The organism is Corynebacterium xerosis NBRC 16721 = ATCC 373 (assembly GCF_001552415.1).
GTDB classification, from domain to species: Bacteria; Actinomycetota; Actinomycetes; order Mycobacteriales; family Mycobacteriaceae; genus Corynebacterium; species Corynebacterium xerosis.
This window is the reverse complement of record NZ_BCRD01000001.1, coordinates 601,502-624,331: the sequence shown is the minus strand read 5'-3', so window position 1 is coordinate 624,331 and position 22,830 is coordinate 601,502. Positions and strand designations below refer to the sequence as shown.

The following is a 22,830-nucleotide window of genomic DNA, read 5'->3' as shown; positions in this document are numbered from 1 at the left end:
CGGAGATGAACCCCGCCACCTGTTTCACCGCAGGTAGGCGGGGTTTTTTCGTGCCCGTTGCCACGTACCGAATGGTGCTGTGCTTCGCCATGGGTCGTACAGTGGGCGGTACGATGAGGGAAGGCACGGGTGGTGAGGACATGGACCGGAACGCGAACGCCGACGGTTACGGCAACGACGGCGGCTACGGCTCCGAATGGGCCCGCCCGCCGCTGTGGAAAATCGCGTTGGCCGTGCTGTCGATCCTCGCCGGTGCCGTTTGTCTCTTCGCGGCCATCGCTCTGCGTGGTCTGCCCGGAGTGGCCATCGGAGCGGCCGTCGCCGCCGGCCTGATTCTGCCGGGCGCATGGTGGTCGTGGCATGAAAGCCGCGAACACCGCGCCGCCGTCGACCCCGACGCCCCCGCCGCAGTACTCGACCGGCGCTGGCGTTTCATCGCCCCCATCGCCGTCGTCCTGCTGGCCCTCGGTTCGGTGCTGGCCGTGGCGCTGCCCGACCCCGACGCGGCGCCGGCGACGAACGAAGAGGAATCCAGCTCGCAACGGACCCCGCCGAAGCCGTCGAAGACATCCACGTCCCGGACGGCGACCCAGCGCCCCACGGCGACGGAAACGTCGGTGACGAGGACGGAAAGTTCGTCGGAGACATCGTCGGAGGAAACGTCGACGTCGGAAAGCGAAAGCACCGGCACCTCCACGCCCACGGTCCCCACCACCGAACCGACGACGCGACCCACGACGCAGCCGACCCCGACGACGCAACCGACGCAACCCACCCAACCGACCCAAACGCAGCCCACCCAACCGACGCAAACGCAGCCTCTTCCCCCGGAACCGCCGCAAACGCAGCCTCTTCCCCCGGAACCGCCGCAGGACCCCGCCGGCGCATAGGCCCGGCCGGTGGAGCCCGGCGGGGTTGCGCGGGACGCTCTCGCATGCGCCGCGAACGCCGTCGATTAGGCTGTCTTGACGAACCGACGGGCGAACGACGCCCGTCCGACGAACGAGGAGCCGACGCAGATGGCCAGCGCCAAGGACGAGAACAAGGGCAACGACATCGTCGATGGGATCGGCGACGGCACCGTGGATGCCACGGCCGAGGCCGGCAACGGTGACGTCGGCAACGGTGACGCGGGCGAAGCCTCCATCACGACCGACGAGATCTTTCGCGCGCACGAGGGCGGCAAGCTCATCACCGCGTCGACGCTGCCGCTGAACTCCACCCGGGACCTCTCCATCGCCTACACCCCGGGCGTGGCCCAGGTCTGCGAGGCCATCCACGACGACCCGAAGCTGACGCGCACGTACACGTGGACGGGCAACAACGTCGCCATCATCTCCGACGGCACCGCCGTGCTCGGCCTCGGCGACATCGGCCCCAAGGCCGCGCTGCCGGTCATGGAGGGCAAGGCCCAGCTGTTCGGCCGCTTCGCCGGCCTCAACGCGGTGCCCATCGTCCTGGACACCACCGACCCCGAGGAGCTGGTGGAGACCATCGCGCGCCTGGCCCCGTCCTTCGGCGGCATCAACCTCGAGGACATCTCCGCGCCCCGCTGCTTCGAGGTGGAGCGCCGCCTCGACGAGATGCTGGACATCCCGGTGTTCCACGACGACCAGCACGGCACGGCGATCGTCATCACCGCCGGCCTGCGCAACGCCTGCAAGCTCACCGACCGCCGCCTGGAGGACCTCAAGGTCGTCATCTCCGGCGCCGGCGCCGCGGGCGTGGCCACCACCCGCATGCTCCTGTCGGCGGGCGTGACGGACATCGTCGTCTGCGACTCGCGCGGCATCATCCACGAGGGCCGCGAGCCGCTCAACGAGGTCAAGGCGACCCTCGCCGAACTGACCAACCCGCGCGGGTTGCGGGGTTCGATCTCCGACGCGCTGGTCGGCGCCGACGCCTTCATCGGCGTGTCCGCGGGCCACCTCAACTCGGAGCAGATCTCCAAGATGGCCGAGGGGCCGTTCCTGTTCTCGTTGGCCAACCCGAACCCGGAGATCCCCCAGAAGATCGCCCTGGAGTACGGCTCCGTCGTGGCCACCGGCCGCTCGGACTACCCGAACCAGATCAACAACGTCCTGGCGTTCCCGGGCATTTTCAAGGGCGCGCTGGCCGCCGGCGCGACGCGCATCACCAAGTCGATGAAGCTCGCCGCGACCCGCGCCATCGCCGCCGTCGCCGCCGAGGATCTGCGCCACGACTACATCATCCCGTCGCCGCTGGACACCCGCGTCGCCCCGGCCGTCGCCGCCGCGGTGGAAGTCGCCGCCCGCAATGACTCGACCTCGGGGGCGTCCCGGTAAAGTCGTCTCCCATGAGACGACCCCTCGCCGCCGCCGCGGCTTCGCTGGCGGCCGCACTGACATTGGGGTTGGCCGGCTGTGTCACCAACGACGAAGGCGGCCATCCCGACGGGTGGGAACCGGTGGCCCCGGACGCCGTGCCCGAACTCGCCGAACGGGTGCCGGAGGACATCCGCGCCCGCGGCACCATCTCGATCGGCACCAACCCGCCGTTCGCGCCGCTGGAGTTCAAGGACGCGGGCGGGCAGATCATCGGCTTCGACCTCGATCTCGCCCGCGCCGCGGCCAACGTGCTCGACCTGGACCTGGTCGTGCGCGAGCAGGACTTCACGCTGATCCTGCCGTCGATTTCGGCGGGCACCGTCGACTTCGGCGCGTCCGGTTTCACCAGCAACGACGAACGGCGCCAGACGTACGACTTCGTCGATTACCTGGACACCGGCCTGCAGTGGGCGCGCCCGGCGGGTTCGACCATCACGCCGGACGACGCCTGTGGACGCGAGATCGCCGTCCAGCGCGGCACCGTCGCGGAGATGGAGGACCTGCCCGCCCGCAGCGCCGCCTGCGTCGAGGAGGGCAAGGAGCCGATCAAGCGCCTGGCTTACCAGGACGCGGGAACCGCGGCGACGGCGGTCGTCCTCGGCCGCGCCGACGCGATGGCCGCCGACTCCCCCGTGTCCGCGTGGGCCGTCGCCCGCGCCGACGGGAAGCTGGAGATGGCCGGCGACATCTACGACGGCGCCCCCTTCGGCTGGCCGGTGCCGAAGGACTCGGAATTGGCCCCGCTGCTGGCCGACGCATTGCAGCACCTCATCGACACCGGTGAGTACGAGCGCATCCTGACCATGTGGGGGCTCGACGACGGCGCCGTGGACCAGGCGCGCATCAATGGAGAGGACATCCGATGACGGAGACGACCGACGGCTCCCGCCACGAGCCGACCGAGCGCGAGCTCGACGCGCCCATCAAGGCCAAGCCGCTGCCCCACCCGGGCCGGTGGATCGGCGCCGCCATCCTGCTGGCGCTGGCCGCGTGGTTCGTCATCGGCGCCGCCCGCAACGAGGCCTACCACTGGGACGTGTACTTCAAGTACCTCCTGGACACCCGCATCGCGGAGGCCGCGCTGCACACGCTGGCCCTGACGATCCTGGCGATGCTCATCGGCATCGTCGGCGGTGCGCTCATCGCGGTGCTGCGCATGTCCGACAACCCGGTGCTGTCGACCATTTCGTGGGTCTACCTGTGGATCTTCCGCGGCACCCCGGTCTACGTCCAGCTGGTCTTCTGGGGCCTGCTGGGCACCATCTACAGCTCCGTCAACGTCGGCTTCGCCGAGCTGGACCTGCAGACGGCGCTGCAGAACACGTTCCTGCTCGCCGTGCTGGGCCTGGGCCTCAACGAGGCCGCCTACATGGCCGAGATCGTCCGCGCCGGCATCCAGGCGGTCCCGGAGGGCCAGACGGAGGCGTCGAAGGCCCTGGGCATGAGCTGGGGCCAGACCATCCGCCGCACGGTGCTGCCCCAGGCGATGCGCATCATCATCCCGCCGACGGGCAACGAGTTCATCTCGCTGCTGAAGACCACCTCGCTGGTCGTCGCGGTGCCCTACACCGCCGAGCTCTACGGCCGCGCCACGGACATCGCCAACGAGCTGTTCCTGCCGGTGCCGATGCTGCTCGTCGCCGCCACCTGGTACCTGGTCATCACGTCGATCCTGATGGTCGGCCAGCATTTCCTGGAGAAGCACTTCGCCAAGGGCGCCACGCGCCATCTCACCGCCCGCCAGCTCGCGGCCCTCGCCGACGCCGAGGGCGTGCCCCCGGTCAACGCCCGCGTCGTGGAGAAGTCCGAGCGCGCCAACTACGAGGAGGATCAGCGATGAGCCCCGCCACCGCACACGGACCCGCCAACGGACGCACCGGCGCCGAGCGCCCCATGGTCGAGGCGCACCACGTGCGCAAGTCCTTCGGCCGCCTGGAGGTGCTCAAGGGCATCGACCTGGAGGTCCCCCGCGGCACGGTCACCTGCCTCATCGGCCCGTCGGGCTCGGGGAAGTCGACGCTGCTGCGCTGCGTCAATCACCTGGAGCAGGTCAACGCCGGTCGCCTGTACGTCGACGGCGAGTTGATCGGCTACCGCGAGCGCGACGGCGTGCTCCACGAGATCTCGCCGCGCGACGCGGCCCGCCAGCGCGCGGACATCGGCATGGTGTTCCAGAACTTCAACCTGTTCCCGCACCGCACGGTGCTGGGCAACATCATCGAGGCCCCGATGCACGTGAAGGGCGTCAAGCAGGACGCCGCCACGGATCGGGCGATGGAGCTGCTCAACCAGGTCGGCCTGGCCCACAAGGCCGACGCGTACCCGGTGCAGCTCTCCGGCGGCCAGCAGCAGCGCGTGGCCATCGCCAGGGCGCTGGCCATGGATCCGAAACTGATGCTTTTCGACGAGCCGACGTCCGCCTTGGACCCCGAGCTCGTCGGTGACGTCCTGGGCGTCATGCGCGGCCTGGCCGACGACGGCATGACCATGATGGTGGTCACCCACGAGATGGCGTTCGCCCGCGAGGTCGCCGATCAGGTTGTCTTCATGGACGACGGCGCCGTCGTCGAGGCGGGCACGCCCGACGAGGTGCTGGGCAACCCCCGCGAGGACCGGACGAAGTCGTTCTTGTCGTCGCTCTTCTAGGCTGCCCTGTTCCAGGCGGGGATGTTCCGGGCGGCGCTGTCCCAGCTTGGCTGCTCCGCTCGGCACCGGCTCCTAGAACATCCCGATGAGGCCGCGGACCAGCGTCACCGCCGCGCCGGTGGAGGCGACGATCAGCGCCAGCCGCCGGGCTTTCCGCACGTCGGTGCGCTTGGCGATGACGGTGCCGATCTTCAGGCCCGCCACCATGGCCACCAGGCCGATGGCCCACAGGTGCCAGGGCGCATGCGGGATGATCGGTTCGGCGGCCGACAATTCCTTCACCGTCAGCGACACGGCCCCGGAGACGAAGAACAGCGGCTGCAGCGTCGCCGCGAACGTCTTCTGCGGCCACCGGCTGGCCTGCGCGTAGACGGTGATGGCGGGCCCGGCGATGCCGGCCAGGGTGTTCATGAACCCGCCGGCCGCACCGGAGGCCATCGCGTAACCGCGGCCGTCGATGCGCACGTGGTTGGGCATGATGGTGGTCACCGTCAGCCCCAACAGAACCAGAGCGCCGACGATGACCTGCAACGGCGCCGTCGGCGTGGAATGGACGACCCAGGCGCCCGGGATCGCCCCGGCGAGCATCACCGGGCCGATCAACCAGAACTTCCGCCAATCCACGTTCTCGCGCACCGACAGCGTCTGGAAGATCGCGTTGACGGCCGCGAGGACGTTGATGATCAGCACGCCCGCCACCGGCCCCACGATCAGGCTCAGCACCGGCGCGCCGATCAGCCCCAGCCCCATGCCGGAGACCCGTTGCAGGCACGCCCCCACCAGGGCAACCACGGCGATGACGAGCAACGCCCACGTCGAAAGGTCCATGGCGGGGAATGTTACCTCCCCTGCCGGGGCCGCCCGACGTGGGCGTGGGTCGTCGTGAAGCGGAAAAGCGCTAGTTAACGCTAGATGATGCCCTGCGCGAGCATCGCGTTGGCGACCTTCTTGAAGCCGGCGATGTTGGCGCCGACGACGTAATCGTGCTCGCGGTCGTAGGTGGCCGCCGTCTTCGCGCAGTTCTCGAAGATGTTGGACATGATGCCCTGCAGGCGCTCGTCCGTGTACTCGAAGGACCAGGAATCCCGGGTGGCGTTCTGCTGCATCTCCAGCGCCGAGGTGGCCACGCCGCCGGCGTTGGCGGCCTTGCCCGGGGCGAAGTTGATGGAGGACTTGCGGAAGTACTCCACGGCCTCCGGCGTCGACGGCATGTTCGCGCCCTCGGCGACGTACTTGCAGCCGTTGGCGACGAGCATCTTGGCGTCGTCGCCGTTGAGCTCGTTCTGGGTGGCACAGGGCAGCGCGACGTCGCAGGCGACCTCCCACACGTTGCCCTTGGCGTGGAACTCCGCACCCTCGGCCTGCTCGGCGTACTCGCCGACGCGGCCGCGGCGGACCTCCTTGATCTCGCGGAGGAGCTCGACGTCCACGCCGCCCGGGGTGGAGACGTAGCCGGAGGAGTCGGAGAACGCGACGACGGTGGCGCCCAGCTGCTGCGCCTTCTGCATGGCGTAGATGGCCACGTTGCCGGAGCCGGAAACGACGATCTTGGCGCCGGAGAGCGACTCGCCGTGCTCCTCCATCATGCGCTGGGTGAAGTACACGGTGCCGTAGCCGGTGGCCTCGGTGCGGACCAGGGAACCGCCCCAGGTCAGGCCCTTGCCGGTGAGGACGCCGGACTCGTGGCGGTTGTTCAGGCGGCGGTACTGGCCGAACAGGAAGCCGATCTCGCGGCCGCCGACGCCGATGTCGCCGGCCGGCACGTCGGTGTACTCGCCGATGTGGCGGTTGAGCTCGGTCATGAAGGACTGGCAGAAGCGCATGATCTCCAGCTCGGACTTGCCCTTGGGGTCGAAGTCGGAGCCGCCCTTGCCGCCGCCGATGGGCAGGCCGGTCAGGGAGTTCTTGAAGATCTGCTCGAAGCCGAGGAACTTGATGATGCCCAGGTTCACGCTCGGGTGGAAGCGCAGACCGCCCTTGTAGGGGCCGAGCACGGAGTTGAACTGGACGCGGAAACCGCGGTTGACCTGGACCTGACCCTGGTCATCGACCCACGGGACGCGGAAGATGATCTGGCGCTCCGGCTCGCAGAGGCGCTGGACCAGGCCCTTCTCGCCGTACTCGGGATCCTTGGCGAGGACGATCTTCAAGGATTCGAGGACCTCGGACACGGCCTGGTGGAACTCGGGCTCACCCGCGTTCCGACGCAGCACGAGCTGGTAGAAATCGGAGACTCGATCGTCGACGTTCAACTAAGCACCTTTCTTCGCTCCCGTCCGGCGCACCTGCTCGACGCCGGGCCCCTGGGGCCCGCCGATTCACGGGACCGCGCGTGAAGCGCCGACCGGGACGGGGAGATGGTTTTTACCAAAGTGCATTGTTTCATGCTCTTCGCCGACACGGAAACGCGCGGGGCGACCCCGTTACGCGCCGCCCCCAATGGTCACCCCCATTGATGGCCCGCGGAAATGGGCGGGAAACGGGCGCGAAACACGTCGGAAACATTGGCGGACCGATGCGCGGGTTTCTTCGCTTTACGACGGCCCGGCGTGAAACTCGTCACTCGGGGCGGGATCAGGGGCGCACCGCCACGGACCACGGGTAGCGGGCGACCTCCTCGAGCATGTCGTCGAACTCGCGGAGCACCGGGTCGTCGGGAAGTTTTGCCGCGGGCGTCAGCAACCGCGAGAGGTCCATGGTCAGCGCGTTGAGCGAACCCTCCAGCCCGGCGAGGTCGAGCGTGTAGCGGCGCATGGTGCGGTCGCCGACGGGTTCGTCGGGGTTCTCTCGCTCCCACTGCTCCAGGAGCTGGTCGTCGGCGGGCGCATCGGAGACGATGACGTCGGCGTTGGAGATCTTGCCCTCGGCCTCCAGCTGGCCGAGGCGGGCGGCGAAGGCGCGGGCGAGATCGTCGGAATCGGCGGGCGGTACGAGACATTCGAAGATGATTGCGGGCATGCGGTGAGGGTACCCTCACTCGACTGCTCCGCGCCATGATGGGCGCATGGACGCGCAGGCCGAATTCACCGTCATCTGCTGCCCCGACAGCTTCAAGGGCACCGCCACCGCGCGGGAGGCCGCCGAGGCGATGGCCGCGGGGGCGCGCGACGCTGGGGCGCGGGCGATCGCCGTCCCCATGGCCGACGGCGGCGAAGGCACGGCCGAGTTGCTCGCGCAGGCGTGGGCGGGGACGGCAGGCGGCACAGGCCCCGTTGGCATAGACGGCACAGGCGCCACCGCCCATGACGTCGCCACCGTCGACGCCATCGGCCGCCCGATCACCGCGCGTTGGTGGGAGCCCGCGCCGGGGCGGGCGGTGCTGGACCTGGCGTCGGCGTCGGGGCTGCCGGCCGTCGCGGACTCCCCCGACGCTTCCGGCGCGTCGACGTTCGGCACGGGCGAGTTGATCCTCGACTGCCTGGCCGCCGGCGCCGACGACGTCACCTTGTGCCTCGGCGGCTCGGCGACCACGGACGGCGGCGCCGGGCTGATCACCGCGCTGGGTGCCCGCATCCTCGGCGCGGATGGCCGGGAGCTTCCCCGCGGCGGTGCCACGCTGGCCGACGCCGCGCGCCTGGACCTCGCGGGCCTCGACCCTCGCGCCCGGCGCGCCCGGTGGACGCTGGTCCTCGACGTCACCACCTCTCCCCGGGATGCCCCAGCGGTCTTCGGCCCGCAGAAGGGGGCGTCGCCGGAGCAGGTGGACCAGCTCACCTCGGCCCTGTTGACGTGGTGCCGCCTGTGCGGCGTCGATCCCGGGGAACCCGGCTACGGCGCGGCGGGCGCGACGCCGGTGGGCATCGCGGCGATCGCGGGCGCGGACTATTGTCCGGACCATTCTCCGGCGTCCCTCACCATCGAGCGCGGCGCTCCGCTGCTCGCCCGGGCCACGGGGCTGGAAGCGGCGTTGGACGGTGACGTTCCCGTCGATCTCATCCTCACCGGCGAAGGTTCCATCGACGCCCAGAGCCACGAAGGCAAGGTCCTCGGCTGGATCGTCGCCCGCGCGGCGACGCCGCCATCCCCGGGTGCCCGTCCCATCCCGGTGCATCTGATCGGGGGCCGGGTGGAGTGGGACGCGGTCGTCGTCAAGCGAAGTGCCGGGGCCACCGCCCTTCCCTGGCCCATGGCGCGGACCCTGGACCAACTGCGGGAGGCGGCCCGCCTGGCCACCCTCGACGCCCGGCGCGGGACCGGTGCCGGAGCGGGGAGCGAAGCGGGGAACGCGGCGGGGAACGCGGCGAGGATTCCGCGGCGGTCGTAATCTGGGGGCATGCAGGAAATCGGAACGCCGTTGGTCACGCTCGCGGATGGCACTGTCAAGCAGCTCAACCCATTCTCCGGCACCCAGGTCTGGACGGTCCCCGGGCGCGGCAACCGCCCGCTGGGCATCTCGCGGCCCGATCCGAAGCCGCTGACGGACGCGGACTTCACCGCACGCGACGCGTTCGGTTCCGACAATGCGCTGCAGACGCCGCCGGAGAAGTCGCGCGTGGTGCGCGACGATTCCGCCCCGACCGGTTTCCGCACCATCCACGGCGTCCTGCCCGGCCAGATCCACGACACCGTCGCGGAGTTCCGGCGGGTGCCCAACCTGTTCGAGATCGTCAGCTACGACTACTGGGCCGCCAACTACGGGTTCATCCCCGACGACGAGACCCGCTCCCGCATGGCCCGCTACCTCGCCGACCCGGCGGGGCGCGAACACGTGCTGGCCATCGTCCGTACCCGGCTCAAGGCCGCGGGGCAGGCACCGGAGAAGGTCGCGGCGCTGACCGACGGCGAGCTGCTGGAGCACGCGCCCGGCTACTTCGCCGGCGGGCACGACGTCATCGTGGCGCGGCGGCACTTCGTCGATGGGGCGACCCGCGACGACCAGCTGGCGTCGTCGGGCACACTGACCGTCGACGAGCACCGGGCGTTCATCGCCTTCACCGTCGAGTCCATGGCCGACCTGTACCGCCGCAACCGGTACGTGCGCTACGTCGCGGCGTTCCAGAACTGGCTCAAGCCGGCGGGCGCGAGCTTCGACCACCTGCACAAGCAGCTCGTGGCCATCGACGAGCACGGCGAGCAGCTCGAGCAGGAGATCCGCCGCCTGCGCGAGAACCCGAACATGTACAACGAGTTCGCCGTCGACTACGCCGCGCGGCACAACCTGGTCATCGCCGAGAACGACCACGCGGTGGCGTTCGCGGGTTTCGGGCACCGCTACCCCACCCTGGAGATCCACTCGAAGTCGCCGACCTGCGAGCCATGGCGGCAGACGCCGGAGGAGGTCGCGGGCATGAGCGACCTCATCCACGCCTGCCACGCCGCCGCCGGCCCCGACGTGCCGTGCAACGAGGAGTGGCACCACCGGCCCATCGACCTGGACGTGCGGATGCCGTGGCGCGTCATGATCAAGTGGCGCGTGTCCAACCTCGCCGGGTTCGAGGGCGGCACGAAGATCTACCTGAACACCATCTCCCCGCAGGCCCTGCGCGATCGCGTCGTGCCGCAGCTGTACCGCCTGCGCGACGAGCGCCGCATCGCCGCCGATACCCGCATCGCCGTCGAGTGCGCCTGCCGGCCGAACTCCCTGCACTACAACCCGCAGGTGTCCACGGAGTCGCGGTTGTAAGGGCTTGCTTTTCGCTTGACGACGGCCCGGCGCCACCCCCATTCGCAGTACCGGCGCAAACGGCGGGCTTGCGGGGCGGCCCGTTCGAACACCGAGTTGCGGTGGAGGGCTTCGATTTTGAGATGTTGAGTCGATCATTTGTTCGACTCAGGGGCTATTTTCGCCCCATTTGATCCGGTGCATTAGATACTCTGTTCCCGTGACCAACGGGGGCGATGGCAACGGTTCGACGGGCACCGGGCGGCCCGCCGGGTGCGTCGCGGACTTGCGCGAAGCGGTCGGGCACTTCTCCGCCGCCGTCGACGTCATGGCGGGAGGCTGGGACCTCCTCGATGACGACGCCCGGCACGAGCTCTACGTCGAATTGGAAACCGCGCGCCGTCGGCTCGCCACCGTCGACACGGAGTATTTGTCGGCGACGGCGAACGGGCGCGTCGTAAAGCAAACACCCGTGGCCATGCGGAAACTCGTCGAGAACGCGCACGTGTCGCGGGCCGAGGCGCGGCGGCGATTGGCCGCGGCGCACCGGCTGCAGAGGGCCGAGGCCCAAGACCGGCCGCCGAAACACGACCTGCCGGCGGTGCGCCAACGCGTGGAGGAGGGCGTGGCGGGCGCAGATGCGGTGGAGCTGATCCACAAGGCGCTGGACGAACTGCCCGAGCGGGGCAACGAACTGGTCCACGTCGCCGATCCGCACATCGCCGATTTGCTGGACAAGGTGCAGGTCGATGATCTGCGGCATCTCGGGCCGATGCTGCGCGCGTTGCTGGGGCTGGATGACCCGTATTCCGACGAGGACCGGCAGCGGCGCCGCAGCGTGCGGTTGTCGCAACCCGACGGAGACAACATGTCCCGGATCAGCGGGCACGTGACGCCGGAGCTGGGCGCGATTCTCCGGCGGCTGTGGGCCGATTTTGCGGGGCCGGGGGCATTGCTGCCCAAGGGTGCCGACGACGACCGCACCGCGGATCAGCGTCGCCACGATGCGGTGGAAGCGGCGATCGCCGCGGGGTTCGGGAGCGAGGGGTCGGATGAGGAGGCCGGTGAAGGACCGGATGAGGGGCCTCCTCCCACCTCCCCCGCTCCTCCCGCCCCTTCCCCGGCGCCGAACGTCCGTCCGGCGAAGAGGCTGCGGCCGAAACGCGGGACGACCTCGATCGTGGTGACCATGCACATCTCGGAGCTGGCGAAGATGACGGGCACCGCGCTGACGGACGTGGCCACGACGACGTCCATCGGAGAAGCCGTCCGCGGGGCCGATGCGCGCGACGTCTTCCTGTCGGTGATGGATTTCCGGGGGCGGAATCTGTGGTTCGGGCGGTCGAGGCGCGCCGGTTCCCTCAACCAGTACCTCGCACTGTGCGCGGAAGAAGGGATGAGTACGGCGCCGGGGTCATCGTCGCCGCCCGCCTACTGCGACATTCACCACATCGACAGGTGGGACACGGGAGGGCCGACGAACGTCGACGCCATGACGCTCGCCGACTACGTCATGCACGGCCGCGTCGACGACGACCGGGCCGACGAAAATCGCTGGTGGACGACGAGGGCGGGGCCACCGGAGGACCGGAAATCCGGGCGCGGGGCAGCTCGGGGGCGGGAAGATGGGGCGCGGCATGGCCCCGAGAACCCCAAGGTGCGCTGGATACCGCCGAAGTCGATGGATCCGGACCGGGCGCCGCGGGAAAATCACCATCCGCTCGGATGGCTCGCGCCGGGGCGTCGGATCCGGAGGTTCTTTTCGCGGGGAGCCGGCTCCGACGGCGAACCGGACGGGGGCGATGACGGGGCTCCGCAGGCGTGAGGGCAGCGAAATTCAACCGACCAGCCGAAAATGGACTGATCGGTACACTGGCATGAGCACTTCGCGCAGGGGTTCACACCGCGCATGGTTCACACCACGCGAGCCCCCCGCACGACACGCACGCACGCCGCAAGCACAATCGCAGAATGAGGTTCACCGACCCGATGTCCGCCACCGCCCCGACCGACGCCCGCCCGTACCGCACGATCCCCGAGATCATCGCGGATCACGGAGTCGACTTGTCGTGGCAGCAATCGGTGTACCGGCACCTGCACGCCAACCCGGAACTGTCGGCCGTCGAAGAGCGCACCGCCGACTTCCTGGCACACCGCCTCTCCGAGTTCGACTGCAGCATCACCACCGGCATCGGCGGCCACGGATTGGTCGGCGTCTTCCGCAACGGCGACGGCCCCACGGTGCTCTACCGCGCCGACATCGACGCACTGCCGGTCGAAGAAGCCACCGGCGTGGACTACGCCTCCGTCGCCGACGGCGTCTCCCGCGAAGGCGTCGCCTCCAAGGTCATGCACGCCTGCGGCCACGACCACCACATGACGGCGCTGCTCGGCGCCTGCGCCATCCTCGACGCCAACCGCGAAGACTGGTCCGGCACCTTCATCGCCCTGTTCCAGCCCGCCGAGGAAACCGCGTGCGGCGCCCAGGGCATGGTCGACGACGGCCTGATGCTGAAGATCCCCCGCCCCGACGTCTGCCTGGGCCTGCACGTCGTCCCCGGCCCCGCCGGCCGCGTCATGTCCGCCGCCGGCCCGGTGCTCACCGGCTGCGACACCATCACCATCGACATCACCGGGCGCTCCGCCCACGGCTCCATGCCGCACAACGGCGTCGACCCGACCTACATCGCCGCGGCGATCGTGATGCGCCTGCAGGGCATCGTCGGCCGCGAAGTGTCGCCCCACGAATTCGCGGTGATCTCGGTGGGCACGCTGTCGTCCGGCAACTCGAACAACACGATCCCCGGGCACGCGCGGATCGTCCTGAACATCCGGTACTACTCCGACGAGGTCCGCGGGATCCTCATCAACGCCATCGAACGCGTCGTCCGTGCCGAATGCATGGCCTCCGGCGCCGGCGCCGAGCCGCGCTTCACGTACTCCGACCACGGCGACGTCACCGACAACGACCCGGAAGTCTTCGCCGACGTACGCGCCGCCTTCGACGGCGTCTTCGGGGCCGAATCCGTCACCGCCGAGCGATGGACGGCGTCGGAGGACTTCTCCGACATCCCCAATGCGTTCGGCTGCCCCTACGTCTACTGGACCGTCGGCGTCACCCCGCGCGAGCTGTGGGACTCCGCCGTCGCCGCCGACCGCATCCTCGAGGACGTGCCCTCCAACCACATGTCCACGTTCCTGCCGGACTACGAACCCACCGTCGACGCCACCACCCGCTCCGCTGCCGCGGCCGTGCTGGCCTGCCTCCGCCGGTAACCGAACCGGAGCCCCGACGTGCCCCTCCACCTGCCCACGGACCGGATGACGCTCGGCCTGGCCGAGCCCCTCAGCGGCGGCCGCGGCCCCGTCCCCGACCTGCAGGTGCTGTTGAGGGACACGGCGGCCGTCGCAAAGCACGCCGAAGACGCCGGTGCGACCGCACTGTGGTTCCGCGACGTCCCACTGCTTGTCGACGAATTCCGCGACGCCGGCCAGATCCTCGACCCCTTCACGCACATGGCGTACCTCGCGGCGCACACGTCGAGCATCGGCCTGGCCACCGCGTCGACCGTGCTGACGCTGCGCCACCCCATCCACGTGGCGAAGCAGGCCGCCAGCGTCGACCAGCTCTCCGGCGGGCGCGTGGCCCTGGGCGTGGCCACCGGCGACCGGCCGGAGGAGTTCCCCGCCTTCAAGCGCCGCCGCGCCGACCGCGCCGACGACTTCCGCCACGCCGTCGGCTACGTCCGTGCCCTGTGGCGCCCCGGCACGCCGCGCACCACGGCCAACCGCTGGGGCGGCGTGGACATGGGCATCGAGATGCTGCCCAAGCCCGTCGGCGGCTCCCCCATCCCGCTCTACGTCACCGGCCACTGCCGCCAGACGCCCGAGTGGATCGCCGAGCACGGCGACGGCTGGATGTACTACGGCCAGGACCTCGACACCACGGCGAAGCTGGTCCGCGGCTGGCGCGACAACGTCGCCCGGGCGTGCGGGACGGATGACGGGGGCGTGGACGTCGTCAAGCCGTACATCACCACCCTGACCCTCGACCTGCTGCCGGACCCCGACGCCGAGCCGAAGCCCCTGCGCTACGGTTTCCGCGCGGGGCGGACGTTCCTGCTGCGGTACCTGGAGCGGCTGGCGGGGCTCGGCGTCGATCACGTCATCTTGGGGCTTCGGGCTTCACGACGGCCCGTGCCCGACGTCCTCGACGAACTCGGCGAGCACGTGTTCCCCGTCTACCCGCGCTGAGAATTCGCGCGGCGGTGGCTGCGGCTACTCCGAGTACACCGGGTACTCCGGCTAGCCGGCTGCCCCGGTTACCCCGAATACGCCGGGTAATCGGTGTAGCCGGCCTCCCCCTGGGCGTAAATGGTGTCCCTGTCGGCCTCGGCCAGCGGCAGGTCGTCGCGCAGGCGGCGCACCAGATCCGGGTTGGCGATGAACGGGCGGCCGAAGCCGACCAGATCGACCAGCCCGGAGTCGAGCCACTCCTGCGCCGACTCGGCCGTCTGCCCGCCGGTGAAGATCACCGCGCCGGGGTACACCTCGCGCATGTGCTCCACGAACTCGCGGGGCACCTCGGGCGTCACGCGATCGCCGGTCGTCGACGACTGGTCCGCGACGTGGATGAAATCGACCCCGCGGGCGCCGAGCTCCTTCGCCAGCGCGACGTAGGTGGTTTCGATGCCGTCGTACAGCGGCATCCCGTTGACCGTGCCGTAGGGCGAAATGCGCATGCCCACGGCGAACGGGGTGCCGGGCTCGCGGGTCCCGGCGTCCTCCGCCGCGCGGACGGCGTCGCGCACCGCGGCCAGGACGGCATCGGCGACGGCGAGCGGGAACCGCAGCCGCTTGTCGACGGTGTCCGCGCCCCAATCATCCGACCGGTCGTTGACCCCGGGATTGATGAACTGCTGGATGAGGTAACCGTTGGCGGCGTGGATCTCGACGCCGTCGAATCCGGCCTCGACCGCACCGGCGGCGGCGCGGGCGTAGTCGGCGATCGTCTCGGCGATGCCGTCGGCGTCCAGGCCGATCGGGTCGGAGGCACCGGTGAAGCGGGCCTCGCCGCGGGAGTCGAAGATGTAGCACTTGGCGTCGTCCGTCGGCGTCGACGTCGAGCTCACCGGCGCCGACCCCGACGGCTGCAGCGCCGTGTGCGACACCCGGCCGCAGTGCCACAACTGGGCGACGATCCGGCCGCCCGCCGCATGGACGTCCCCGACCGCCTGGGCCCAGCCCTCGACCTGCGACGGCTTCCAGATGCCCGGCACAGCCGCGAACCCGCGCGCCGCCGGGGAGATGAAGGTGCCCTCCGACACGATCAACCCGGCCGTCGCCCGCTGCGCGTAATACTCGCCCGTCATGTCGTCGGCCACCTGCGCCTGCGAACGGACCCGGGTCATCGGGGCCATGACGACGCGGTTGGGCAGCTGCAAGCCGCCGATGCTGAACGTTTCGAACAGGGTGGGCAACGAACCTCCTCGGGAACTGCCGCGGTGCGCGGGGCATGTGCGGGAACCGAACGGAAAACTATTCCGGTGACCTTAACACCGGGCCCCGGCCCTCCCCCGCACGCGGTTCGGCTCGGCCTCAGTTAGTGGTCGGGTCCGATTCCTCCTGGACCGAACCCCGCACCGTGACGTCGCCGTCGATGACCGCGCCGCCCGGGATGTGCAGGTTGCCCTCTTCGTCGATGAGCGGCGCCGGCAGGGGTTCGCCGTTTTCGTCGTAGCCCGGGGCCGGCGTCGACTCCTGGGACTCCAGCGCGTCCGGCGTGAATGCGGGGCGCCACTGGCGGGTGCGCGGCTCCGGGATCGCTGCGGCGTCGTCGCGGATGCCCTTGACCAACGAGATCATCATGATGAACCCGAGGACGAAGAACGGCAGGCCGACGACTGTGATCGTGTCCTGCAGCGCAGTCAGCCCGGCCTCGCCCGCCCCGACGAGCAGGATCGCCGCGACCAGCCCGGTGAGCACCGCCCACAGGACGCGCTGCACGGGGTTCGACTTGTCCTCGTCGCCCAGCGCCATCATGTCCAGGACCATCGAGGACGAATCCATCGACGTGGTGAAGAAGATGACCACGATGAACACCGCGAACAGGGACATCACCGGCGCCCACGGGAAGTTGGACAGGAACTCGAAAAGCGCGCCCGGCACGTCGCCCTGATCGACCACGACGTCGACGAGGCCGCCCTGCTCCTGCTCGACGCGGAACGAGGCCATGCCGAAGATGCCGAACCAGATCAGGGAGAAGGCGACCGGCAGCGCCAGGACGCCGCCGACGAACTCGCGGATGGTGCGGCCGCGGGAAATGCGGGCGACGAAGATGCCGACGAACGGCGCCCACGTGATGGTCCACGCCCAGTAGAAGACGGTCCAGCCGCCCTGCCAGCCGGGGTTCTCCTCGAACGCGTCGTTCCACAGCGCCAGGCGGGGCAGCTCGACGAAGTAGGCGCCCACGGCCTCGATGGTGCCGCGCAGCAGGTACAGCGTCGGGCCCGCGAAGAGCACGAAGACGAGCAGCAGGACCGCGGCGCCGATGTTGAGGTTGGACAGTCGCTTGATGCCCTTGTCCAGGCCGAGCGCCACCGACACGCACGCGATGAGCGAGACGATCACGATGAGCAGAACCTGCACCGTCACCGATTCATCGATGCCGTACAGGCGGTTGAGGCCCGCGCTGATCTGCATGGTGCCCAGGCCGATCGAGACCGCCACGCCGAAGACCGTGCCGACGACGGCGATGACGTCGACGAGGCGGCCGATCGGGCCGTAGATCCGGGTGCCGATCAGCGGCGCGAGGATCGACGACAGGCGCGCCGGCAGCTTGCGCTTGTAGATGAAGTAGGCGAATGCCAGGCCCGGCAGCGCGAAGATGGTCCACGTGTGCAGGCCGAAGTGATAGAAGGTGAAGGCCATCGCCTCGCGCGCGGCGTCGGCGGACTGCGGTTCGACGTCCGCCATCGGTGGATTGGCGAAGTGGTTCAGCGGTTCGGCGACGCCCCAGAACATGAGGATCGTGCCGATGCCCGCCGCGAACAACATGCCGAACCACGTCGGCGTCGAATGCTCGGGGCGTTCATCGTCGCCGCCCAGCCGAATCCGCCCGAACCGCGACACCGCGATCCAGATGAGGAACACCAGGAAGACGGTGACGCCGAGGATGTAGAACCAGCCCAGGTTCTCCTTCAGCCAGTCGGCGGACGTGGAAAAGGTCGACGTGACCGATTCGGTCGAGATCAGCGTCCAGGCCACGAACCCGAGGATGAGCGCCACCGACGGCCAGAACACCGGCGGGTCGATGCGGAAGGTGAATTTTCGCCCCCGGGTGATGTCCCCCGGTCCGGAATCGGCGGTGCCCGCGTCCTCCTTCACCGATCTTCCGCCGTCGGATCGGCGACCGTTCGATTTCTCGGATTCGGGCAGGGACACGGGGAATCACCTCAGGTGAGTTGGTCGGTCGACTGTCTTCCTTCCACATGACCATTATTAGCCTTCAAATACAACTGGATCGGGCCGAAAAGAATCCGAATCGTTGCCGAACGGGACCCGCCCCATGTGCGCGGGCCCCACGCGAGCCCCCACGCGAACGGGCTCGTGCAGACGGCCCCTCACGAACGGCCCCCTCACGCGAACGACCCCGCCACACCGGCGGGAAAACCGCGGTGTGGCGGGGTCGTGCGGATGGAAGGGCGCGGGCCCCGGCAGGGACTACTCCCCCTTGATGTCTTCGCCCAGCATGTGGACGTGAACCAGGTTGGTGTTGCCCTCGTTGCCCGGGGGCGAGCCGGCGACGACGACCATCATGTCGCCGCGGCGGTACTCGTTCATGTCCAGCAGCGCCTCGTCGACGGTGGTCATCATTTCGTCGGTGGTGCGGACTTCGCGGGTCAGGAAGGTCTCGGCGCCCCACGTCAGCGACAGCTGGGAACGCACGGATTGGTGCGGGGTGAACACCAGCAGCGGCAGTCGCGAATGGAGGCGCGCCACGCGACGGGCGGTGTCGCCCGAGGACGTGAAGGCCACCAGGGCGCGGGCGTTGAGGCGCTCGCCGATGTCGCGGGCCGCGTAGGAGATCACGCCGCGCTTGGTGCGGGGCACGTGCGTCAGCGACGGCACTTCGCCGTCGCGCTCGGCGGCGCCGACGATGCGGGCCATGGTGCGCACGGTGGTCTCCGGGTACTTGCCCACCGACGTCTCGCCGGACAGCATCACGGCGTCGGCGCCGTCGAGGACGGCGTTGGCGACGTCCGAGGCCTCGGCGCGGGTCGGGCGGGAGTTGACGATCATCGAGTCGAGCATCTGCGTGGCGACGATGACCGGCTTGGCGTTCTCGCGGGCGATCTGCACCGCGCGCTTCTGGACCAGGGGCACGTCCTCCAGCGGCACCTCGACGCCGAGGTCGCCGCGGGCGACCATCACCGCGTCGAACGCGAGGATGATGGCCTCGAGCGCATCGACGGCCTCCGGCTTCTCCAGCTTCGCGATGACCGGGACGCGGAGGCCCTCCTCGTCCATGATCGCGTGGACGAGCTCGACGTCGGAGGGCGAGCGCACGAACGACAGCGCGATGAAATCGACGCCCAGCTTCAGGGCGAAGCGCAGGTCGCGGATGTCCTTCTCGCTCAGCGCCGGCACGGAGATGTCCATGCCCGGCAGGGACACGCCCTTGTTGTTGGACACGGGGCCGCCCTCGGTGACCTCGCAGATGACGTCGTTGCCCTCGACGCCGACGCACTTCAGGCCGACCTTGCCGTCGTCGACGAGCAGGCGGTCGCCGGGCTTGGCGTCGTTGGCGAGGTTCTTGTAGGTGGTGGACACGCGGTCGTGGGTGCCCTCGACGTCGTCGACGGTGATGCGGACGATCTCGCCGTCCGCCCAGTACGTCGACCCCTCGGCGAAACGGCCGAGGCGGATCTTGGGGCCCTGCAGGTCGGCGAGGATGCCGACGGCGTGGCCGGTCGCGTCGGAGGCTTCGCGGACCCAGCGGTAATTCTGCGCGTGGTCCTCGTGCTCACCGTGGGAGAAGTTCAGCCGGGCGACGTCCATGCCGGCCTCCACGAGGCCGGTGATCCCCTCCAGGGACGCGACGGCGGGGCCAAGGGTACATACGATCTTCGTTCGTCTTTGCACGGTCACCACCCTAGTCCCCAACCGCGGCGTCCGCGCCGCGGCCCGCCCCTCCGCGGACGGCTTCGGGTGCTTCACGACGCTTGTGCCTGAGCATGAAGACGAATCCGCAGGCCACGAGGAATACGACGGCGGAGGTGACCGTGTTGATGCGCAGGCCGCCGAAGACCTCGGTGGCGGCGTCGGTGCGGATCAGCTCGATGAAGAAGCGACCGAGCGTGTAGCCGGCGACGTAGAGCGCGAATACCAGGCCGCCGCCGAGGCGGAAGCGCCGGTCCAGCCACACCAGCAACACGCAGATGGCGACGTTCCACACCAGCTCGTACAGGAACGTCGGGTGCACCACGGCGAGGACCTCGCCGGTGGAGACGCCCGTGACGGGGGCCAGGTTTCCTGCCTCGTCGACACGCCGATAGATCTCCAGGCCCCACGGCAGGTCCGTGGGCCCACCGTGGAGTTCCTGGTTGAACCAGTTGCCCAACCGGCCAATGCCCTGGGCGAGGATGATCGTCGGGGCGACCGCGTCGAGCATCGGCGCCACCGGGACCTTCCGCCACTTCAGCACCAGCCATCCGGCCAGCGTGCCCAAGGCGACGGCGCCCCAGATGCCCAGGCCGCCGGCGGCGATGTTGAACGCCTGCCAAGGGTTTCTGCCCTCGCCGAAGTACTTCGGCCAGTCGGTGAGCACGTGGTAGATGCGGCCGCCGATGATGCCCGCGGGAATCGCCGCGATGGCGACGTCGAGGACGATCTCCGGGTTGCCCCCGCGATCGGCGTAGCGCCGCTTCGCCCACAGCACCGCGATGACGATGCCCGCGAGGATCGACAGCGCATAACCGCGCAGCGGGATGGGGCCCAGCTGCCACACGCCCTGCGGCGGCGACGGGATGTTCGCCAGCAGGTCGACGGTCACTCCCGCTCCCCCGACCGCACGCCGGCCGCCAGCTCCCCGGCGAGCGCCACGAGCTCGTCGCGGCCGGCGGTGGCGGCCTTGATCAGGGCGGAGCCGACGATGACGCCGTCGGCGAATCCGGCGATCTCGGCGGCCTGCTCCCCGTTGGAGACGCCCAGGCCGACGCACACCGGCAGATCGGTGAACTCGCGGGTGCGCGACACCAGGACACCGGCCGCGGAGTCCACGGCGCTCAACGCGCCGGTGACGCCCATGTGGCTGGTGGCGTAGACGAAGCCGCCGGTGGCGGCGGTGGTCAGCGCGATGCGCTCGTTCGACGACGACGGTGCGACGAGGAAGATGGTGTCCAGACCGTGCTTCTCGGCGGCGGCGAGCCAGCGGCCCGCCTCCTCCGGCAGCAGGTCGGGGATGATCGCGCCGAGGCCGCCGGCGGCGGCGAAGTCCTCGGCGAACTTCTCGGGTCCGTACTGGAGGATCGGGTTCCAGTAGGTCATGGTCACGCAGTTGCCGCCCGCGTCGGTGACCTCGCGGACGACGCGGAACAGATCGCGGATGCGGAAGCCCTCGGCCAACGCGATGTTCGCGGCCTCCTGGATGGTGGGGCCGTCCATCATCGGGTCGGAATACGGCAGGCCCACCTCGACGATGTCGGCACCTGCGTCGACGATCGCCTTGATGGCGTCGACCGACCCGTCGACCGTCGGGTACCCGGCCGGGTAGTAGGCGATGAACGCCGCGCGGTTCTCGGCGCGGACCTGGGCGAAAACGTCTGCGAGGCTCACTTGCCCTGCTCCTTCGGCTCATCCTTCGGCTCAGCGTCCAGCTGATCCGTCAATTCGTGCTCGGCGGATTCCGGGCCCGTCGTCTCGGCGGGCGTGCGGATGGTCTCCGGGTGGAGGTCGAACCACCGCGCCGCCGTGTCGACGTCCTTGTCGCCGCGGCCGGAGATGTTCACGATGATGACCGGCTCCCGGCCGAGATCGTCGGCAAGCTGCTCTGCGGCGACCCGGGCCGCCGCCACCGCATGGGCGGACTCGATGGCCGGGATGATGCCCTCCATGCGCGACAGATCGCGGAAGGCGTCCATGGCCCGGGTATCCGTGATCGGCAGGTACTCCGCGCGCCCCGAATCGGCGAGCTGGGAATGCTCCGGGCCGACGCCCGGGTAATCCAGGCCGGCGGAAATGGAGTGGGACTCGATGATCTGGCCGTCCTCGTCCTGCATCAGCGCGGCGAAGGAGCCCTGGAAGACGCCCGGCTTGCCGCCCGCCGAAATGGGGGCGGCGTGGCGGCCGGTCTCGACGCCGTCGCCCGCGGCCTCTGCGCCGATCAGACGGACCGTCTCGTCGTCGATGAAGTGGTGGAACAGGCCGATGGCGTTGGAACCGCCGCCGACGCACGCGATGACGGCGTCGGGGAGTTCGCCCGTGGCGGCGAGGATCTGCTGGCGCGCCTCCGCGCCGATGACGCGCTGGAAGTCGCGCACCATCGCCGGGAACGGGTGCGGGCCCGCCGCGGTGCCGAAGCAGTAATAGGTGTCGTCGGCGTTGGCGACCCAGAAGCGCATGGCCTCGTTGATCGCGTCCTTGAGGGTCCGCGAGCCGATCTGGACCTCGATGACCTCGGCGCCCAGCAGACGCATCCGGGCGATGTTGAGCGCCTGGCGCTCCGCATCGACGGCACCCATGTAAACGCGGCACTCCAGACCCAGCAGCGCGCACGCGGTGGCGGTGGCCACGCCGTGCTGGCCGGCACCGGTTTCCGCGATGATCTTGGTCTTGCCCATGTTCTTGGCCAGCAGCACCTGGCCGAGGACGTTGTTGATCTTGTGGCTGCCCGTGTGGTTCAGGTCCTCGCGCTTGAGCCACACCTTCGCGCCGATGGCCTCTCCGAACTTGGCGGCCGGGTACAGCGGCGACGGGCGGCCCGTGTAATCGCGCTGCAGCCGGTCGAGTTCCGCGAGAAACCCTTCGTCGGCGCGGGCCTTGGCGTAACCGTCCTTGACCTCGTCGATGACCGCCATCAGGGCCTCGGGGATGTAGGTGCCGCCCCACTCCCCCCAGTGCCCCAGCTCATCGGGCTCGTGGTCGGTGGTCCGCGAAATGACCTCGCCCACCGTGGGCAGGCGATCTCCGACGGCGTCCTTGTTCTTGAATTCCTGATCGTTCACCCGACCATTG

General features: G+C 69.7%; 19 protein-coding genes. 10 read left to right on the top strand and 9 right to left on the bottom strand.

The window, feature by feature from the left end; genetic code table 11:
- Nucleotides 1-140 precede the first annotated feature (140 nt).
- The 5 genes from CX1_RS02765 (at nucleotide 141) to CX1_RS02745 (ending at nucleotide 4,994) form a co-directional block, all read left to right on the top strand.
- Complete coding sequence (locus tag CX1_RS02765) at nucleotides 141-890, top strand: hypothetical protein (protein ID WP_060925227.1); 750 nt, start codon at nucleotides 141-143, stop codon at nucleotides 888-890.
- A 129-nt stretch (nucleotides 891-1,019) separates the two neighbouring features.
- Nucleotides 1,020-2,306 (top strand): NAD(P)-dependent malic enzyme, encoded by a 1,287-nt coding sequence (locus CX1_RS02760; protein ID WP_082719028.1) that lies wholly within the window; start codon nucleotides 1,020-1,022, stop codon nucleotides 2,304-2,306.
- Nucleotides 2,307-2,317: 11 nt separating this feature from the next.
- Nucleotides 2,318-3,214: an ABC transporter substrate-binding protein gene (locus CX1_RS02755; protein ID WP_046650607.1), complete on the top strand. Its 897-nt coding sequence runs from the start codon at nucleotides 2,318-2,320 to the stop codon at nucleotides 3,212-3,214.
- Nucleotides 3,211-4,188: an amino acid ABC transporter permease gene (locus CX1_RS02750; RefSeq protein ID WP_060925226.1), complete on the top strand. Its 978-nt coding sequence runs from the start codon at nucleotides 3,211-3,213 to the stop codon at nucleotides 4,186-4,188. Before CX1_RS02755 ends, CX1_RS02750 begins: the two co-directional genes overlap by 4 nt.
- Nucleotides 4,189-4,241: 53 nt before the next feature.
- On the top strand, nucleotides 4,242-4,994 hold the full coding sequence (locus CX1_RS02745) for an amino acid ABC transporter ATP-binding protein (protein ID WP_046650643.1): 753 nt from the start codon (nucleotides 4,242-4,244) through the stop codon (nucleotides 4,992-4,994).
- A gap of 72 nt (nucleotides 4,995-5,066) precedes the next feature.
- On the opposite strand, the gene CX1_RS02740 is transcribed toward CX1_RS02745, so the two are convergent.
- The 3 genes from CX1_RS02740 to CX1_RS02730 all read right to left on the bottom strand — a co-directional run bounded on the left by CX1_RS02740 (nucleotide 5,067) and on the right by CX1_RS02730 (nucleotide 7,952).
- Nucleotides 5,067-5,822 carry a sulfite exporter TauE/SafE family protein gene (locus CX1_RS02740; RefSeq protein WP_046650606.1) on the bottom strand — a complete coding sequence of 252 codons (756 nt, stop codon included), beginning with the start codon at nucleotides 5,820-5,822 and terminating at the stop codon, nucleotides 5,067-5,069.
- Between the two features lie 80 nt (nucleotides 5,823-5,902).
- Nucleotides 5,903-7,246, bottom strand: coding sequence for an NADP-specific glutamate dehydrogenase (gdhA, locus tag CX1_RS02735; protein WP_046650605.1), 1,344 nt, complete (start codon nucleotides 7,244-7,246; stop codon nucleotides 5,903-5,905).
- A gap of 322 nt (nucleotides 7,247-7,568) precedes the next feature.
- Nucleotides 7,569-7,952, bottom strand: a complete 384-nt coding sequence (locus tag CX1_RS02730; RefSeq protein WP_046650604.1) for a hypothetical protein — start codon at nucleotides 7,950-7,952, stop codon at nucleotides 7,569-7,571.
- A gap of 46 nt (nucleotides 7,953-7,998) precedes the next feature.
- Here CX1_RS02730 and CX1_RS02725 point away from each other — a divergent pair, with 46 nt between their 5' ends.
- The 5 genes from CX1_RS02725 (at nucleotide 7,999) to CX1_RS02705 (ending at nucleotide 14,850) form a co-directional block, all read left to right on the top strand.
- A complete protein-coding gene (locus tag CX1_RS02725; protein ID WP_060925225.1) occupies nucleotides 7,999-9,258 on the top strand; it encodes a glycerate kinase in 1,260 nt (419 codons plus the stop codon).
- Between the two features lie 9 nt (nucleotides 9,259-9,267).
- Entirely contained in the window at nucleotides 9,268-10,617 is a 1,350-nt protein-coding gene (locus tag CX1_RS02720; protein WP_046650602.1) for a DUF4921 family protein, read from the top strand.
- Between the two features lie 199 nt (nucleotides 10,618-10,816).
- Nucleotides 10,817-12,421 (top strand): DUF222 domain-containing protein, encoded by a 1,605-nt coding sequence (locus CX1_RS02715; RefSeq protein WP_052753231.1) that lies wholly within the window; start codon nucleotides 10,817-10,819, stop codon nucleotides 12,419-12,421.
- A 146-nt stretch (nucleotides 12,422-12,567) separates the two neighbouring features.
- Entirely contained in the window at nucleotides 12,568-13,872 is a 1,305-nt protein-coding gene (locus CX1_RS02710) for an amidohydrolase (protein WP_244465484.1), read from the top strand.
- An 18-nt stretch (nucleotides 13,873-13,890) separates the two neighbouring features.
- Nucleotides 13,891-14,850, top strand: a complete 960-nt coding sequence (locus CX1_RS02705; protein ID WP_060925224.1) for a TIGR03571 family LLM class oxidoreductase — start codon at nucleotides 13,891-13,893, stop codon at nucleotides 14,848-14,850.
- 68 nt (nucleotides 14,851-14,918) lie between these two features.
- On the opposite strand, the gene CX1_RS02700 is transcribed toward CX1_RS02705, so the two are convergent.
- The 6 genes from CX1_RS02700 to trpB form a co-directional block, all read right to left on the bottom strand.
- On the bottom strand, nucleotides 14,919-16,076 hold the full coding sequence (locus CX1_RS02700; RefSeq protein WP_082719027.1) for an oxidoreductase: 1,158 nt from the start codon (nucleotides 16,074-16,076) through the stop codon (nucleotides 14,919-14,921).
- A gap of 118 nt (nucleotides 16,077-16,194) precedes the next feature.
- Nucleotides 16,195-17,898, bottom strand: a complete 1,704-nt coding sequence (locus CX1_RS02695) for a BCCT family transporter (RefSeq protein ID WP_082719058.1) — start codon at nucleotides 17,896-17,898, stop codon at nucleotides 16,195-16,197.
- Nucleotides 17,899-18,318: 420 nt separating this feature from the next.
- The gene (gene pyk, locus CX1_RS02690; protein ID WP_060925263.1) at nucleotides 18,319-19,740 is read right to left on the bottom strand and encodes a pyruvate kinase; all 1,422 of its coding nucleotides are present in this window, start codon (nucleotides 19,738-19,740) and stop codon (nucleotides 18,319-18,321) included.
- A 10-nt stretch (nucleotides 19,741-19,750) separates the two neighbouring features.
- The gene (gene lgt, locus CX1_RS02685; protein WP_046650600.1) at nucleotides 19,751-20,650 is read right to left on the bottom strand and encodes a prolipoprotein diacylglyceryl transferase; all 900 of its coding nucleotides are present in this window, start codon (nucleotides 20,648-20,650) and stop codon (nucleotides 19,751-19,753) included.
- A complete protein-coding gene (trpA, locus tag CX1_RS02680; RefSeq protein WP_046650599.1) occupies nucleotides 20,647-21,432 on the bottom strand; it encodes a tryptophan synthase subunit alpha in 786 nt (261 codons plus the stop codon). The genes lgt and trpA overlap by 4 nt, the downstream gene beginning before the upstream one ends.
- Nucleotides 21,429-22,820: a tryptophan synthase subunit beta gene (gene trpB, locus CX1_RS02675; RefSeq protein ID WP_244465483.1), complete on the bottom strand. Its 1,392-nt coding sequence runs from the start codon at nucleotides 22,818-22,820 to the stop codon at nucleotides 21,429-21,431. Before trpB ends, trpA begins: the two co-directional genes overlap by 4 nt.
- Nucleotides 22,821-22,830: the final 10 nt, after the last annotated feature.

Excerpts from the sequence above, each read along its gene's own strand:
- CX1_RS02765 (WP_060925227.1), top strand. The coding sequence starts at position 141 with ATGGACCGGAACGCGAACGCCGACGGTTACGGCAACGACGGCGGCTAC.
- CX1_RS02750 (WP_060925226.1), top strand. The coding sequence starts at position 3,211 with ATGACGGAGACGACCGACGGCTCCCGCCACGAGCCGACCGAGCGCGAG.
- CX1_RS02730 (WP_046650604.1), bottom strand. The coding sequence starts at position 7,952 with ATGCCCGCAATCATCTTCGAATGTCTCGTACCGCCCGCCGATTCCGAC.
- CX1_RS02755 (WP_046650607.1), top strand. The coding sequence starts at position 2,318 with ATGAGACGACCCCTCGCCGCCGCCGCGGCTTCGCTGGCGGCCGCACTG.
- CX1_RS02760 (WP_082719028.1), top strand. The coding sequence starts at position 1,020 with ATGGCCAGCGCCAAGGACGAGAACAAGGGCAACGACATCGTCGATGGG.
- CX1_RS02725 (WP_060925225.1), top strand. The coding sequence starts at position 7,999 with ATGGACGCGCAGGCCGAATTCACCGTCATCTGCTGCCCCGACAGCTTC.
- CX1_RS02740 (WP_046650606.1), bottom strand. The coding sequence starts at position 5,822 with ATGGACCTTTCGACGTGGGCGTTGCTCGTCATCGCCGTGGTTGCCCTG.
- CX1_RS02720 (WP_046650602.1), top strand. The coding sequence starts at position 9,268 with ATGCAGGAAATCGGAACGCCGTTGGTCACGCTCGCGGATGGCACTGTC.
- CX1_RS02745 (WP_046650643.1), top strand. The coding sequence starts at position 4,242 with ATGGTCGAGGCGCACCACGTGCGCAAGTCCTTCGGCCGCCTGGAGGTG.
- CX1_RS02710 (WP_244465484.1), top strand. The coding sequence starts at position 12,568 with ATGAGGTTCACCGACCCGATGTCCGCCACCGCCCCGACCGACGCCCGC.